This window comes from Lysobacter oryzae DSM 21044 (assembly GCF_059568595.1).
On sequence record NZ_JCANTQ010000010.1, the window covers coordinates 331,274 to 346,318 of the forward strand.

Genomic DNA, 15,045 nt, shown 5'->3' on the forward strand with positions numbered 1-15,045 from the left:
ATCCGAGCTCCGCCATGACCAGCCGCACGATCCGCACGTTCCTGGCGCTCGCAACCCTGCTGGCCGCCCTGCCCGCCCTTGCCGCCAGCGTCTACCAGTGGAAGGACGCCAAGGGCGTCACCCATTACTCCGATGCACCGCCGCCCGACCGCAAGGGCGTGCAGAACCGGCAACTCAAGGACGGCCCGGGCGCGCCCGCGGAGCAGGCCGGCGAGCCCGCCGAAGACCCGAACTGCGTCATCGCGCGCAAGAATCTGTTGCAGCTCAAGGACGCCCGGCCCGTGGGCCAGGATGCGAATGGCGACGGCAAGCCGGACAGCTACATGACCGCGGAAGAACGCGCGCAACAGGTCAAGAAGACCGAGCAGATGCTCAAGGAATTCTGCGACAAGCCGGCGCAGGCCTGACGTGCGCCTGGCCTGGGCCCTGCTGGGCGGCGTCGCGATTGGCGCCGGCCTATGGTGGTGGACGACGCGCGACGAGCGCGAACACGCCCGCATCGAACGCGAACGCAAGGCCACCGCCGCGGCCGAGGCGGCGAGCCCGAAGCTCTACCGCTGGCGCGACGCCGAGGGCGTGCTGCAGATCACCGAGCGGCCACCCGCGGGCAGGAATGCCGGCCGCAAGTACCAGCGGATCGAGCGCGAGCCGTACGGTGGCATCGAAGTCCACGGCAACCGCGGCGCCGACCTGCCCGAAGCGCCGGAACAGTAGCCGCGACACTGCGCGGGCGCGCGCAGCGTCCAAACCCGTCAACCCGCGCAACGCATGGCAAAATGCCGGCTTCCCTTTGCGTGAAGCCCCACGATGCGCCTGTCGCAGTTCCACCTCCATACCAGCAAGGAAACCCCCGCCGAGGCAGAGATTGTCAGCCACAAGCTGATGCTCAAGGCCGGGATGATGCGCAAGCTCGCCGCGGGTCTCTACACCTGGAGCCCGCTGGGCCTGCGCGTGCTGCGCAAGGTCGAGCGCGCGGTGCGCGAGGAGATGGACCGCGCCGGCGCGCTGGAACTGCTGATGCCGACGATCCAGCCCAAGGAGCTGTGGGAGGAAACCGGGCGCTGGCAGAAGTTCGGCGGACAGCTGCTGAAGATCAAGGACCGCAAGGAGGCCGAGTACTGCTACGGCCCCACCGCCGAGGAGGTCATCACCGACTACGCGCGCAGCGAACTGTCGAGCTACAAGCAGCTGCCGGTGAACTTCTACAACATCCAGTGGAAGTTCCGCGACGAGATCCGCCCGCGCTTCGGCGTGATGCGCGCACGCGAATTTCTGATGAAGGACGCGTACTCGTTCCATGTCGACGACGAGTCGCTCGGCGCCGAATACCGGAACATGTACGACACCTACGGCCGCATCTTCACCCGCCTGGGCCTGAAGTTCCGCGCCGTGTTCGCCGACACCGGCGCCATCGGCGGCAGCGCCTCGCACGAGTTCCACGTCCTGGCCGATTCGGGCGAGGACGCGATCGCATTCTCGGATGCGTCCGATTACGCCGCCAACGTCGAACTCGCCGAAGCCATCGCGCCGGGCGCGCGTCCCGCCGCTGGCGAAGCCATGCGCAAGGTCGACACGCCGGCGCAGAAGACCTGCGAGGACGTCGCCGCGCTGCTGGGCCTGCCGCTGCAGCGCACGGTGAAGTCGGTGGCGCTGATGGGCGCCGACGCCGACGGCAACCCGCAGTTCGCGCTCGCGCTGGTCCGCGGCGACCACGTCGTCAACGAAATAAAGCTGGCCAAGCTCGCCGGCCTGGCCGACTACCGCCTGGCCAGCGAAGGCGAGATCGATGCGCACCTGGGCAGTGAGCCGGGCTTCCTCGGCCCGGTCGGACCGAAGCAGGCCATCCGCGTCATCGCCGACCGCAGCGTCGCGGCGATGGCCGACTTCGTCGTCGGCGCCAACGAGAAGGGCTTCCACCTCGCCGGCGTCAACTGGGGCCGCGACCTGCCCGAACCTTCCGAAGTCGCCGACATCCGCAATGTCGCCGCCGGCGATCCCTCGCCCGACGGCAAGGGCACGCTCGGCATCGCCCGCGGCATCGAGGTCGGCCATGTGTTCGCGCTCGGCCGCAAGTACTCCGAGGCGATGCAGTGCACCGTGCTCGACGCCAACGGCAAGGCGATCGAGCCGGCAATGGGCTGCTACGGCATCGGCGTCTCGCGCATCGTCGCCGCGGCGATCGAACAGAACCACGACGACAACGGCATCATCTGGCCCGACGCGATGGCGCCGTGGCAGGTCGCCGTGTGCATGATCAACCCGAAGAACGACGCGAACGTCAGCGCCGCGGCCGAAGCCCTGTACCGCGAACTCAACGACGCCGGCATCGACGCGGTGCTCGACGACCGCGGCCTGCGCCCCGGCGCGATGTTCGCGGATATCGAGCTGATCGGCATCCCGCATCGCGTGGTGGTGTCCGAACGCGGCCTGGCGGCCGGCTCGTTCGAGTACCGTCATCGCCGCGCGAGCGAAGCGGAGAGCCTGGACCGCGCGGCATTGCTCGCGCGACTGGGCGCGGCATAATCGGGACCAGACTGGCGCGGCCAGGATTTCCACCGCAATTCCGGAGGTTTCATGTCGATCGACATCACCGGCCTGTCCGCGAAGGAGCTGGACGCGCTGATCAACCAGGCGAAGAAGCGCAAGACCACGCTCAACAAGCGCAAGCCGATCGCCGCGGTGCGCCGGAAGCTCGCCGACCTGGCCAGGGCCGAGGGCTACACGATCGCCGAGCTGTTCGGCGGCGCCCCGGTAGCCAAGGCCACGGCCAGGCCGGCCACCGCAGGCACCAAGGCGCGCAAGACCACCAAGGGCTACAAGCTCGGCAAGGTCGCGCCCAAGTACCGCAACCCGGCCAATGCCGAGGAGACCTGGGCGGGACGCGGCAAGCCGCCGCGCTGGCTGGCGACCTACCTGGACGACGGGCGCAGGATCGAAGAGTTCCTCATTCGCTGAGTCGCGAAGCGAAAACGCCGGCGCAAGCCGGCGTTTTTCGTTGCAGCGTCAGAGATTGCGTCCCGGCGGCAACAACAGGTTGCCGAACAGCAGGCCGGCCAGCAGCGCCAGCAGGATGTTCACCACCGCCAGCAATGCATCCTGGGCGACCACCGCGTCCTGCTGCTGGATCATCGTCAGCAGCCCGCGCAGGCTGGTGCTGCCGGGGACCAGCATGATGATGCCAGGCACGCGGATGATCGCCCCCGGCCGCTTCCACCAGCGCGCGTACGCGTTGCCGATGGCGGTCATCACCAGCGCGGCGAGGAAGATGCCCGCCGGACTGCCGAAGGCCTCGCCGGCGTAGCGCGCGATCAGGTAGCCGCCCGCCGCCGCCAGCATCACCCGCAGGTAGTCGCGGCGATCGGCGCGGAACAGCACCGCGAACGCGAACGTCGCCAGCAGCAGCGACGCCCCCTCCACCCAACCCGGTTGCGGCCGCGACGCCTGCACCTGCGGCGCCAGCCCCAGCAGGCCGACCACGTACAGCGCGATGACCGTGCCGACGGTGAGCTTGAGCACCGTGGTCACCGCGTCGGCGAAGCGCGCGGTACCGGACACCAGGTGCTGGCTGGTGAGCTCGTTGACCGCATTGGTGAGCGCCATGCCGGGCAGCAGCACGATCAGCGAGGCGATGATGACGGTGTTCTGGTTCAGCGGGGCCACGAAGCTGGCCACCAGCGCCGTGGTGAACGCCGCCAGCATGGCCGCGATCGCGTCGCTGGCTTCCTTGAATCGCGGCCGCGTCGCCGAGTAGTCGACCAGTGCGCCAGCCATGAGGCCGTTCAATCCGGCGACGGAAATGTCCAGCCACGGCAGGCGCAGCAGGCCGGCAATGGCCGTGGCGGCGAGCCCGAATCCGAGCACCTGCATGACCCGTCCACGCCGGCTGGGCGGACGGTCGAGCGCGCTCATCAGTGCATGCGCCTCGCGCAGTCCGAGGCGGCCGGCCATCACGTCCTCGGCGATGCGATCGGTCTCCGCCAGCCGGTACAGGTCGGTGTCGCCCAGCGGCAGGCGCAGCACGCGCGTGACTTCGCTCTCGCCCTCGGGCCGTTGCGGATCGCTGAAGGTCAGGATCATGCCGGTCGGGTTGGACCATGGTTCGCAGCCCACCTGCAACCGTCGCGAAACCGCGCTGATCGCGCCTTCCAGGCGCTGCGCGGTGGTTCCGTACAGGTGCAGGCGCTCGGCCAGCTCGACGAGGAAGGCCACGCGATCGGCGAAGCTGATGGACGCGAAGGACACGGTGGATGCGGACAAGGGAGGCGGCGCCATTGCAATGGCGCGAAGCATCGCACGCCGCGCGGCCTCCGGCATCACGCTCGCGTGGACGGGCCACCCCACCCGCGTGCACGCATCCGTCACGCGCAGAAGTCCACATGACGCCGACGGCCCGCCGTGGGCCAATGCCCTTGCGGGCTGTATCCTGACCGCACGCCATGACCGCTCCGAACGTGTCCCGACCGCAGCTCGTCGCCGAAGGCAGTCCCTCGCACGTGCACCTCCGGGGGCCGTGGACGCTGGAGCATGCCGAAGGCATCAGCCAGGAATTGCACGCGGCGCCGCGCGAGATCGAAGCCGTCGATGCCACCGGGGTCGACCGCCTGGATTCACTGGGCGTCCTGCAACTGCTGCGCTTCTCGCGCCGGCGCGGCTTCGACTTCACCCGGATAGAGTTCAGCGACGAACACCGCAACCTGGTCGCCGCGATCGAGGACGTGGCCGACGACCGCCCGAAGAAGAAGCGCGAATACGGCATCGCCGCCGCGCTGGCGCGCCTGGGCTACGCCGTCAACGACAATGCCGGGGAGGTACGCGCGCTGGTCGGCTTCTTCGGCGAGACGCTGGTGAAGCTGGTACGCACCTTCAAGGAACCCAGCCGCTTCCGCCCCACCGCCACCGTGCACCACATGGAGCAGGTCGGCCTCGACGCGGTGCCGCTGGTGGCGCTGCTGTCCTACCTGGTCGGCTCGGTGATCGCCTTCCTCGGTTCCAACATCCTGCGCGACTTCGGCGCCACCATCTACGTCGTGGAACTGGTGAGCATCGCCTTCCTGCGCGAATTCGGGGTGCTGCTCACCGCGATCATCCTCGCCGGCCGCACCGCCAGCGCCTTCACCGCGCAGATCGGCGCCATGAAGAGCCGCGAGGAGATCGATGCCATCCGCACGCTCGGCATGGATCCGATCGACCTGCTGGTCATCCCGCGCGTGCTCGCCCTGCTGGTGATGCTGCCGCTGCTGACCTTCATCGCGATGGTGTTCGGCCTGCTCGGCGGCCTCACCGTCGGCGCCTACGGCCTCGACATCCCGCCGACGCAATACCTCGCGCGCATGCACGACACGATGGAACTGCGGCATTTCGTCGTGGGACTGGTGAAGGCGCCGGTCTTCGCGCTGGTCATCGCCCTGATCGGCTGCCTGGAAGGCATGCAGGTCGAAGGCACGGCGGAGTCGGTCGGCAAGCGCACCACGTCGAGCGTGGTGCAGGCCATCTCGGTGGTGATCGTGCTCGATGCGCTCGCGGCGATCTGGTTCATGGAGATGGGGTATTGAACGCCGTGCGCGCCGCCGACGAACCCGCACAACCGATCATCCGCGTGCGCGGGCTGGTCAACCGCTTCGGCGAACAGCTGGTCCACGACGGCCTCGACCTCGACGTGCGGCCAGGCGAGATCCTCGGCGTGGTGGGCGGCTCGGGCAGCGGCAAATCGGTACTGATGCGTTCCATCCTCGGCCTGCGCGAGCCCAACGCGGGCGAGATCGAGGTGCTCGGCATCGACGCGCGCAATCCGGCGGCCGACACCCATCGCCAGATCGAACGCAGCACCGGCGTGCTGTTCCAGGATGGCGCCCTGTTCTCCTCGCTCACAGTCGGCGAGAACGTGCAGGTCCCGCTGAAGGAATACCACCGCGACCTGCCCGACTCGCTGCGCTACGAGCTCGCGCTGCTGAAGGTGAAGCTCGCCGGCCTGCCCGCGGATGCGATCAACAAGCTGCCCTCGCAGTTGTCCGGCGGCATGCGCAAGCGCGCGGGCCTGGCGCGCGCACTGGCCCTGGATCCACCACTGCTGTTCCTGGACGAACCGACCGCCGGGCTGGACCCGATCGGCGCCGCCGCGTTCGACCGCCTGATCCTGACGCTGCAGCGCGCGCTGGGGCTCACCGTCTTCCTGATCACCCACGACCTCGACACCCTGTACGCCATCTGCGACCGCGTGGCGGTGCTCGCCGACCACAAGGTCGTCGTGTGCGCGCCGATCGAGGAAGTGGAGCGGTACGATCATCCCTGGGTGCAGGAATACTTCCACGGTCCGCGCGCCCGCGCCGCACAGGCGGCGCGCACGCGGGACGGCAAGGACAACTGACATGGAAACCAAGGCCAACTACGTCCTGATCGGCGCCTTCACCATCGTGGTGACGCTGTTCCTGCTGCTGTTCGCCCTGTGGGCGGCCAAATACTCGTCCGAGAAGGACTGGATGGAGTATGCGGTGGTATTCGAAGAACCCGTGACGGGCCTGACCGAGGGCAGTCCCGTGCTCTACAACGGCATTTCCGTGGGCACGATCGACTCGCTGCGCCTGGCGCCGCAGGATCCGCGCCGGGTGCTCGCCACCATCCGCATCCAGGCACGCACGCCGGTCAAGACGGACACGCGCGCGAAGATCTCCACGCCGAGCCTGACCGCGCCGCCGGTCATCCAGCTCACCGGCGGCAGCCCGCAGGCGCGCAGGCTGGTCGAAGTGGACCACCGCGAAATCCCGGTCATCCGGGCGGAAGCTTCCGCGCTGCAGAACATCGCCGACACCGCCAACAAACTGGTGGCGCGCATGGACGAACTGCTGAGCGAGGAGAACATCAAGCGCATCTCCAACTCGCTGGCCAGCATCGAAGCCATGACCGGCGCCGTCGGCGGCCAGCACGAGGACATCCGCGCCATGATCGTCAGCGCACGGCGCTCGAGCGAGCAGCTCGAGAAGACCCTGGCGACCACCGATGCCGCGGTCAGCGACATCGACCGCGAGCTGGTGCAGAAGCTCCCGGCCCTGATCACCAAGCTCGACGGCACCCTGTCCAAGCTCGATTCCGCGGCGACCGGGGTCAACGGCATCGTCAACGACAACCGCGCGGCGATCAGCAGCTTCGCCAATGACGGCCTCGGCCAGCTGGGGCCGACCCTGGTCGACCTGCGCGCGCTCCTGCGCGACCTGCGCCGCATCAGCGACCGCCTCGACAACGGTCCCACGCAGTACCTGCTGGGACGCGACGCACCCAAGGAGTTCGAACCCAAATGAAGACGGGATCGCCGCGCATGTCCATCGCCGCACTTCGAATCGCCGGCCTGTGCCTCCTCGTCCCGGCGTTGTCCGCCTGCAGCTCGCTGCTCGGCGGGAGCAAGCACGACACCTCGATCTATGCGCCCGATGTGGGCGCGATCGACGCGCAGGCGTGGCCGCAGGTGCGCTGGCAGCTGGCGATGGGCCGCACCACTGGCGCACGCAGCGCGGACAGCCAGCGCATCATGGTCCGGCCCGCGCCGAACGAGTTGCAGGTGTACAAGGACGCGCAGTGGGCGAAGCCGCCGGGCGACATGCTCGAGGACGGCGTCCTGCATGCGCTCGAGGATTCCGGCCGCATCGCCGTCGTCGCGCGCCAAGGCAGCGGTTTCAGCGCGGACTACCGCCTGATGCTCGACGTCCGCCGCTTCGAATCCGACTACAACGGCGGCGCCGTACCCGCGGCCACGATTGAAGTCACCGCCAAGCTGCTGCACGTGAAGGACCAGCAGCTCGCCGGTTCGCACACGTTCCTGCGGGCGCAGCCGGCGGCGACCACTGCGATACCCGACGTGGTCGCCGCGTTCGACCAGGCCTTGACCGCCGTCACCGGCGAACTCGCCGGCTGGACCCTGGCCACGGGCGAGCAGTACGAGCGCTCGCATCGCTGAGCGCAGCGCAACGCGAGGAGCCGGTCCGGTGCGGTTTGCCGCGCGGGTGCGCCGCGTGGCGCTTACGCGGGGGCGGAGAGGATCCGGCGGAAGGTCAGGTTGATCCGTACCCCCACCGGCCGGGCCGTGCGCGGCAGGGCGTGGCGGTAATGCCGCTGGGTCGCGCCTGCCATCACCAGCAGGCTGCCGTGCGGCAAGTCCAGTGCCAGCGTCCGTCCGGTCGCGCGATGCTTGAACGAGAACCGCCGGGTAGCGCCCAGGCTCAGCGAGGCGATCACCGGCGCGGGGCCGAGCTCCGGCTCGGCGTCGCTGTGCCAGCCCATGCAATCGCGGCCATCGCGGTACAGGTTGGCCAGCACGCTGTTGAAGCCGGCGCCCAGCTCCCCGTCCAGGCGCTCGCGTAGCGGCACGAGCGCTGACGGCCACGGCCGGGGCTCGAACACGCTGCCCGAATAGCGGTAGGCGGTACCGGGATCGCCGATCCAGCAGCTCAGGCGCGGCGAAGGATGCTCGCGCCCGAACAGGCGGATGCGGTGCACCTCCCACGGGACAGCCTCGCCCAGCGCCTGCAGCAGGCGGTCGGCCTCGGAGCGCGGCAGCCACGCCCGGTCTACCGCGATCTCGGCGTCTTCCAGCGGCAGCGGCTGCAGGCCCATGCCACGACGCTAGCATGGGCCGCCGTCCGTTCCCCGGTGGCCGATTTGCCCGGCCCGCCCCAAGCCGCGAAAATTGCCGGATTCACAGCCATGCTGCACCTGCGGAGCCCCCGATGACCGACGCCCCCCAATTCGACGTGCCCGAAACCGAACCGCACGTCGAGCGCGATGTCATGGAATACGACGTCGTGACCGTCGGTGCCGGCCCGGCCGGCCTTGCCTTCGCGATCCGCCTGAAGCAGCTCAATCCGGAGATCTCGGTCTGCGTGATCGAGAAGGCCTCCACCATCGGCGCGCACATCCTGTCCGGCGCGGTGATCGAAACCGGACCGCTCGACGCGCTGCTGCCGAACTGGCGCGACAATCCGCCGCCGATCTGCGTACCGGCAACCGAAGACGAGTTCTGGCTGCTGAGCAAGACCGGCGGCCGCAAGCTGCCGGTGCCGCCGGGCATGAACAACCACGGCAACGTGATCGTTAGCCTCGGCGCGATGTGCGCGTGGCTGGCGCCGCAGGCCGAAGCGCTGGGCGTGGAGATCTACCCCGGCTTCGCCGCCGCGGAAACCCTGCACGACGCCGACGGCAAGGTCGCCGGCGTGCGCATCGGCGACATGGGCATCGCCAAGGACGGTTCGCACAAGCCGGGCTACACCGCGGGCATCGACATCCGCGCCAAGGTCACCGTGCTGGCCGAAGGCGCGCGCGGACACCTCACCAAGCGCCTGGTCAAGAAGTTTGGACTCGACGCCGGCAGCGATCCGCAGGGCTATTCGATCGGCATCAAGGAACTGTGGCACGTGCCGGAAGAGCGCGTGCAACCGGGCAAGATCGTGCACAGCTTCGGCTGGCCGGCCGACAGCAGGACCTACGCCGGCAGCTTCCTCTATCACCTCGACAAGGGCCGCATCGCCCTGGGCTACGTCAGCGGCCTCGACTACCACGACCCGGAATACAAGCCGTGGGAGGCCTTCCAGCAATGGAAGAACCATCCGATGGTGAAGCCGCTGCTCGAAGGCGGCAGCATCGTCTCCGCCGGCGCGCGCGCGATCGTCACCGGCGGCTGGCAGTCGCTGCCCAAGGTCGAGATGCCGGGCGCGCTGCTGATCGGCGATACCGCCGGCCTGCTCAACGTGCCCAAGATCAAGGGCACGCACCAGGCGATCCGCTCGGGCATGCTCGCCGCCGAACACCTGGTCGCAACGCAACTCGCACCGGAAGGCTTCGACGCGAAGCTGCGTGCGTCCGAAGCGATGGCGGAATTGAAGAAGGTCCGCAACATCAAGCCCGGCTTCAAGCGCGGGCTGTGGTTCGGCATGTTGAACGCCGCGTGGGAAACCCTCACCGGCGGCCGCTCGCCGTGGACGCTGAAGAACAAGCCCGACTGGTCCTCGCTCGAAAAGCTCGGCGCGCACGAGCAGCCGCGACGCGACTATGTGGACCGCACCCTCGCGCCGCGCGACCGCCTGGCCGGCGTGTACTTCGCCGCCACCGAGCACGACGAAGACCAGCCCGTGCACCTGCACGTCGCCGATACCAGCATCTGCGTCACCCGCTGCACCGAGGAATACGGCAACCCGTGCACGCGCTTCTGCCCCGCGGGCGTCTACGAAATCGTCGACGAAGCGCGCGCCGACGGCAGCGCGGGCAAGCGCCTGCAGATCAACGCCGCCAACTGCGTGCACTGCAAGACCTGCGACATCAAGGATCCCTACGAGATCATCACCTGGGTCACGCCGGAAGGCGGATCGGGGCCGAACTACCAGAACCTGTGACGCGGCTACCGCGATGAACTCCGCCGCACCTCCGCGACTGCGCAGCGCGCTCTTCCATGCGCTGCGCGCGCTGTTCCGGGTGCTGCCGATCGGCGATGCCCAGCGCGACCAGTGGCGGCAGCGGTTCCTCGACCGCTTTCCGCGCATCCGCCCGGCCCCGGCGCGCGGCCACGCGGTAGCGGGCAACGCGCGTCGCCCGCGCGTGCACGCCGGCGGACGCGCGGTCGGGTACGTCGACCATCGCATCCAGCCGCTGCCGCAGCCCCTGCCCGCGACGCTGGTCGCGTTCTACCTGCCGCAGTTCCACACCATTCCGGAAAACGACGCCTGGTGGGGCAAGGGCTTCACCGAGTGGCGCAACGTCGCGCGCGCGCTGCCGCAGTTCGAAGGCCACGCGCAGCCGCGCCTGCCCGGCGACCTGGGCTTCTACGACCTGCGCAATCCGCAGGTGATGCGCGACCAGGCGCAGCTTGCACGCGAATACGGCATCGGCGCGTTCTGCTTCTATTTCTACTGGTTCGGCGGCAAGACGCTGCTGGAGGCGCCGCTGCAGCAGTGGCTGGACGATCCCTCGATCGACCTGCCGTTCTGCCTGTGCTGGGCCAATGAAAACTGGTCGCGCCGCTGGGACGGCCGCGCGGACGACGTGCTGATCGCGCAGTCGCACAGCGCCGAGGACGACCTCGCTTTCATCGCGCACGTGGCGCGCTACCTGCGCGACCCACGCTACCTGCGGCACGATGGCAAGCCGCTGCTGCTGGTGTATCGCCCGGGGCTGTTGCCGGACGCCGCCGCCACCGCCGCACGCTGGCGCGCGTGGTGCCGCGACAACGGCATCGGCGAAATCCACATCGCCTGCGTGCAATCGTTCGACAGCATCGATCCGCGCCGGATCGGTTTCGACGCGGCGGTGGAATTCCCGCCCAACCTGGCGACACCGGCCTCGCTGTCCGCGCGCCAGCGCCTGCTCAATCCCGATTTCCAGGGCGACGTCGTCGACTGGCGCGAACTCGCGCGCGATTACGAAGCCCGGCCCTTGCCGGAATACCCGCTCTTTCCCGGCGTCAATTGCGGCTGGGACAACGAACCGCGGCGCGCGGGCCGGGGCCGCATCTACGCGCACGCCTCGCCCCATCGTTACGGCCAGTGGCTGCAGCGGACCATCGCCGGGCGCATGGGCCCCGTTGCGCCGGACCGGCGCCTGGTGTTCATCAACGCCTGGAACGAATGGGCCGAAGGCGCGGTGCTCGAACCCGACGCCCGCCTGGGCCATGCGTGGCTGCAAGCCACGCGCGATGCGCTCGCGCATGCGGCGCGCGCGAGCGCCACGCCGCCGCGGCGGCCGTGCGTGGTCGTGCACGCGTGGTACCCGGAGACCTTCGCCGAGATCCTCGACACCCTGTCGCACGCGCGCATCGAGCACCGCCTGATCGTCACCACCGTTCCGGAAAAGGCCGACGCGATCCGGATGATCCTCGCCAGCGCCGGCGTCACCGCGGAAATCGAGGTCGCCGAGAACCATGGCCGCGACGTGCTGCCGTTCCTGCGCGTCGCCAGCCGCTTGCGCGCGGAAGGCGAGGATCTCGTGCTCAAGCTGCACACCAAGCAATCACCGCACATCCGCGAAGGCGGGCGCTGGCGCCAGGAACTGGTGCAGGGCCTGCTGGCCGATGCGCCCTCGGTGCTGGCCGCATTCGCCTCGGACCCGCGGCTGGGCCTGGGCGTCGTGGAAGCGCACCATCCGCCGCTGGTCGAGGCCTTGGGCGCTAACGAAGAGACCCTGCGTGCCCTCGCCGTGCGCCTTGGCATCCGCGAGCCCGATGCGACGTGCGACCGCTTTCCGTCCGGCACGATGTTCTGGGCGCGGCTGGCGGCACTGTCGCCGCTACTCGACGCGCACCTGGCGGAGTCGGAATTCGAGGCCGAAGCCGGCCAGATCGACGGGACGCTGGCGCACGCCATCGAGCGCATGGTCGGCATCGCGGTGGATGCCGCCGGATTCCGCGTAACGACTTGCCCGGCCAGCGACGAAGCTGGCCGGGCGCTACGCGACTACTGAAAACCTTCCCGGCGCAGGTCCCCGGACCGCAACCTTGTGCTGGTCCGGGCCTGCCTGCGCCGGGCTCCCATCATTGCGGCCAGAGCTCGAACTTCCACGCCGTATCGGTTCCGGTGGCAGGCACGCCGGTCGCGATGTGCGCGCTGAACTGGCTGAAGTTGGAGCGGCCGTCGAGGATGTGCAACTCGGTCTTCCCGGACGCGCCGATGCGATAGATCGTGTAGAGGTCGGTGACGCCGTCGCGATCGTAGTCGGCGAGCTTGAAGTCCCATTCGTTGCCGGTACCGACCGGCGCGAGCGCCGTGCCGATCTGCAGCAACGGGGTCTGGAAACCACCCGCACCGTCGAGCACATGCACTTCCGTGTTCTGCAGTCCGGCGCGATTGATGCAGTACAGGTCGAGCACGCCGTCGCCATTGCGGTCGGCCAGTTCGAACTGCCAGGCATTGGTGGTTCCGGTCTGGCCCAGGCCAGTGGCGATATGCGCGAGATAAGTCTGGAAGTTGGTCGCACCATCGACCACATGGAGTTCGGTCTTGCCCGAAGCGCCGATGCGATAGAGCGTATAGAGATCGGCGACGCCGTCGCGGTTGTAGTCGCCGAGCCTGAAGACCCATTCCAGGCCGGTGCCGGTCGGCGGCAGGACCGTGGCGATCTGCAGCAATGCCGAGCGGTAGTTGTTGGCACCGTCGAGCACGTACAGCTCGGTGTGGCCCGAGGCGCCCATGCGGTAGATGCAGTACAGGTCCGGCACGCCGTCGCGGTTGAGGTCGTTCAGCGCGAACGCCCACAGGTTGCTGGTGCCAGCCTGGCCCAGGCTGGTGGGCGTGTGCAGCGAGAAGGTCTGGTAACCGGACTCGCCCGTCAGCACGTGCATGTCGGTGAAACCGCTCGCTCCCATGGTGTGGATGGAATACAGGCCGGCGAACGGCCTGGCGGCGGGCGGCACGACCGTGGCGCGGAACAGCGCCACCGCCGGGATCGTCTGCGCCATGCTGCGCGCGTTGTCCGCCGTGGCGGCGTCTCCGCACGGCTGGGTGCCGCAGGTGATGAGCGGGTTGGCGTAGACCCGGAAGCGGGTCTGGGTCGGCCGGCGATTGGACATGATCGTGGAGATGTCGGCCGCGGTACCGTCGGTGCTGTAGCCGAACGAATACGGATGACGCCCGAACTCCTCGGGATCGAGCAGGCTGCCGTTGCCGTCGGAGTCGTCGGTGCCGCTGGCCGTGACCACGTCATGCTGCTGGCCGAAGTTGTGGCCGATCTCGTGCGCCAGTTGCAGTTCGTGGCAGGTGTTGCCGTTGTCGGGGAACAGTTCGCCGCTGGAGTCGCTGATCACCGTCATGGCGTACGGCGCGCTGCTGGCGTCGAGCGTGTTCTGGCCGCCGCCCAGCATCCAGGCCGAACCGCAGCTGACCTGTTCCGGATCCTCGAACTTGCGCACGAGCACCAGTACGTCGGCGCCGAAGGTGTTGCGCGCCTGGGTCAGCGGTACCAGCCCGGCGGGCTGGGTGATCGGGGTGCAGTTGACGCGCCGGTCGCTCAGGTACTGGCTGCCGTTGGTCGCCGTCGTGCAATCCACGCCGGTCAGGTCGAACAAGGCCGTGCGGCTCGGGGTGGCGTCGGGGTAATCGACCTGAAGCGCATGCACCAGACGGATCTGGGCATTGATGCCGCTGGCCGTGAGCGCCTGGTTGGTGAGGTCGATCAGGAAGTTCAGGCGCGTGCGCGCCTGCGAGTCGCCACCCAGGCGGCTCGCGAACCCGGTGGTGAAGCCCATCGCGATGTCGACGACCGCCGGCGCGGCGGCGGCGGCGGTCACGGCCTGGGTGCCGGGCTCCTGCCCGACCAGGGCGTTGGCGGCCGGCATCGGTTCGGCCGCGCTCGCCTTTGCCTTCGCGATGGCCCCGGCGATCAGGAAGTCGTCGTCGTTCGCGGCGACCTTGCTGCCAGCGCTGCGGCTCGCGTCGGTTTCCACCAGCCAGGTCGACCCCGCCTCGGTGGTCACCTTGAGGTCGGAGTTGCCCTGGCGGATGGTGCCGAACACGGCCTTCTCACCGAAGGTCAGCACGCTCTCCGTGCCTGGCGCGCTGCCCTCCTCGCGCCCGATCCAGCTCCAGTTGCCGTCGGGATGCTCGACATGGCGCTCGTAGTTCAGGCGGAGCGTCTCGCCGTTGGGCGCCTGCACCGTCATGGCGCCGTCGGCGATCGCACGCAGCGCGTGCGCTTCGCTGATCTGCACCGGGTGCCAGGTGGACGCGCCGACGCGGACCACTTGCCGCGTGTCGTCGCCGACGACAAGTTCGCCGCGATCCGGATAGTCCGCGATGGCCGAAATGGCCGCGGGCGTGGCGACCGGGGTCGCGGTTGCTGCCTGGGTTGCGGGATGCGGTGCGACACGTTTACCCGCATCCGGACCGTTGATCGTGAAAAGCAGTCCCACAGCCAGGATCACTGCGAAGACGAACAGGAAAGCGCGCATGTACCTATACCCCTGTGATGGTCCTTGTTGGGCCGGTACTTGTAATACGCACTGCCACGGTCGAAAGCGGCCATTGTTTGCGCGCGCGGATGCAAAGCGATGCCGGTCTTTCACGCGTCGCATACAACGAG

12 protein-coding genes and 1 pseudogene are annotated in these 15,045 nt (G+C 68.9%); 10 read left to right on the forward strand and 3 right to left on the reverse strand.

Features of this window, described 5'->3' with window-relative positions; all coding sequences use genetic code 11:
- Positions 1 to 14 precede the first annotated feature (14 nt).
- From BP05_RS07615 to BP05_RS07630, 4 genes and pseudogenes are all read left to right on the forward strand, one after another.
- Entirely contained in the window at positions 15 to 407 is a 393-nt protein-coding gene (locus tag BP05_RS07615; protein WP_496362072.1) for a DUF4124 domain-containing protein, read from the forward strand.
- A gap of 1 nt (position 408) precedes the next feature.
- A complete protein-coding gene (locus BP05_RS07620) occupies positions 409 to 714 on the forward strand; it encodes a DUF4124 domain-containing protein (protein WP_496362074.1) in 306 nt (101 codons plus the stop codon).
- Between the two features lie 93 nt (positions 715 to 807).
- Positions 808 to 2,523, forward strand: a complete 1,716-nt coding sequence (locus BP05_RS07625; protein WP_496362076.1) for a proline--tRNA ligase — start codon at positions 808 to 810, stop codon at positions 2,521 to 2,523.
- A gap of 51 nt (positions 2,524 to 2,574) precedes the next feature.
- Positions 2,575 to 2,949: pseudogene (locus BP05_RS07630) on the forward strand (H-NS histone family protein); the annotation flags it as partial.
- Positions 2,950 to 3,003: 54 nt separating this feature from the next.
- Here the strand turns inward: BP05_RS07630 and BP05_RS07635 are convergent.
- The gene (locus tag BP05_RS07635; RefSeq protein WP_496362077.1) at positions 3,004 to 4,257 is read right to left on the reverse strand and encodes a threonine/serine exporter family protein; all 1,254 of its coding nucleotides are present in this window, start codon (positions 4,255 to 4,257) and stop codon (positions 3,004 to 3,006) included.
- 179 nt (positions 4,258 to 4,436) lie between these two features.
- Between BP05_RS07635 and BP05_RS07640 the strand changes: the two genes are divergently transcribed.
- The 4 genes from BP05_RS07640 to BP05_RS07655 are packed head-to-tail and all read left to right on the forward strand — an operon-like array spanning position 4,437 to position 7,945.
- Positions 4,437 to 5,552, forward strand: coding sequence for an ABC transporter permease (locus tag BP05_RS07640; RefSeq protein WP_496362079.1), 1,116 nt, complete (start codon positions 4,437 to 4,439; stop codon positions 5,550 to 5,552).
- Positions 5,549 to 6,364: an ABC transporter ATP-binding protein gene (locus BP05_RS07645; protein WP_496362081.1), complete on the forward strand. Its 816-nt coding sequence runs from the start codon at positions 5,549 to 5,551 to the stop codon at positions 6,362 to 6,364. Before BP05_RS07640 ends, BP05_RS07645 begins: the two co-directional genes overlap by 4 nt.
- Before the next feature lies 1 nt (position 6,365).
- Complete coding sequence (locus BP05_RS07650; RefSeq protein WP_496362083.1) at positions 6,366 to 7,292, forward strand: MlaD family protein; 927 nt, start codon at positions 6,366 to 6,368, stop codon at positions 7,290 to 7,292.
- Positions 7,289 to 7,945: an ABC-type transport auxiliary lipoprotein family protein gene (locus tag BP05_RS07655; protein WP_496362085.1), complete on the forward strand. Its 657-nt coding sequence runs from the start codon at positions 7,289 to 7,291 to the stop codon at positions 7,943 to 7,945. The genes BP05_RS07650 and BP05_RS07655 overlap by 4 nt, the downstream gene beginning before the upstream one ends.
- Before the next feature lie 62 nt (positions 7,946 to 8,007).
- Here BP05_RS07655 and BP05_RS07660 read toward each other — a convergent pair whose 3' ends face one another.
- Positions 8,008 to 8,601, reverse strand: coding sequence for an alpha-ketoglutarate-dependent dioxygenase AlkB family protein (locus tag BP05_RS07660; protein ID WP_496362087.1), 594 nt, complete (start codon positions 8,599 to 8,601; stop codon positions 8,008 to 8,010).
- 113 nt (positions 8,602 to 8,714) lie between these two features.
- Between BP05_RS07660 and BP05_RS07665 the strand changes: the two genes are divergently transcribed.
- A complete protein-coding gene (locus BP05_RS07665; RefSeq protein WP_496362089.1) occupies positions 8,715 to 10,373 on the forward strand; it encodes an electron transfer flavoprotein-ubiquinone oxidoreductase in 1,659 nt (552 codons plus the stop codon).
- A gap of 13 nt (positions 10,374 to 10,386) precedes the next feature.
- Positions 10,387 to 12,432, forward strand: coding sequence for a glycoside hydrolase family 99-like domain-containing protein (locus tag BP05_RS07670; RefSeq protein ID WP_496362091.1), 2,046 nt, complete (start codon positions 10,387 to 10,389; stop codon positions 12,430 to 12,432).
- Between the two features lie 70 nt (positions 12,433 to 12,502).
- On the opposite strand, the gene BP05_RS07675 is transcribed toward BP05_RS07670, so the two are convergent.
- A complete protein-coding gene (locus BP05_RS07675) occupies positions 12,503 to 14,914 on the reverse strand; it encodes a reprolysin-like metallopeptidase (protein WP_496362093.1) in 2,412 nt (803 codons plus the stop codon).
- Positions 14,915 to 15,045 lie beyond the last annotated feature (131 nt).

Coding starts and splice junctions, on each gene's coding strand:
- BP05_RS07615 (WP_496362072.1), top strand. CDS start 15: ATGACCAGCCGCACGATCCGCACGTTCCTGGCGCTCGCAACCCTGCTG.
- BP05_RS07625 (WP_496362076.1), top strand. CDS start 808: ATGCGCCTGTCGCAGTTCCACCTCCATACCAGCAAGGAAACCCCCGCC.
- BP05_RS07640 (WP_496362079.1), top strand. CDS start 4,437: ATGACCGCTCCGAACGTGTCCCGACCGCAGCTCGTCGCCGAAGGCAGT.
- BP05_RS07650 (WP_496362083.1), top strand. CDS start 6,366: ATGGAAACCAAGGCCAACTACGTCCTGATCGGCGCCTTCACCATCGTG.
- BP05_RS07655 (WP_496362085.1), top strand. CDS start 7,289: ATGAAGACGGGATCGCCGCGCATGTCCATCGCCGCACTTCGAATCGCC.
- BP05_RS07660 (WP_496362087.1), bottom strand. CDS start 8,601: ATGGGCCTGCAGCCGCTGCCGCTGGAAGACGCCGAGATCGCGGTAGAC.
- BP05_RS07665 (WP_496362089.1), top strand. CDS start 8,715: ATGACCGACGCCCCCCAATTCGACGTGCCCGAAACCGAACCGCACGTC.
- BP05_RS07670 (WP_496362091.1), top strand. CDS start 10,387: ATGAACTCCGCCGCACCTCCGCGACTGCGCAGCGCGCTCTTCCATGCG.
- BP05_RS07675 (WP_496362093.1), bottom strand. CDS start 14,914: ATGCGCGCTTTCCTGTTCGTCTTCGCAGTGATCCTGGCTGTGGGACTG.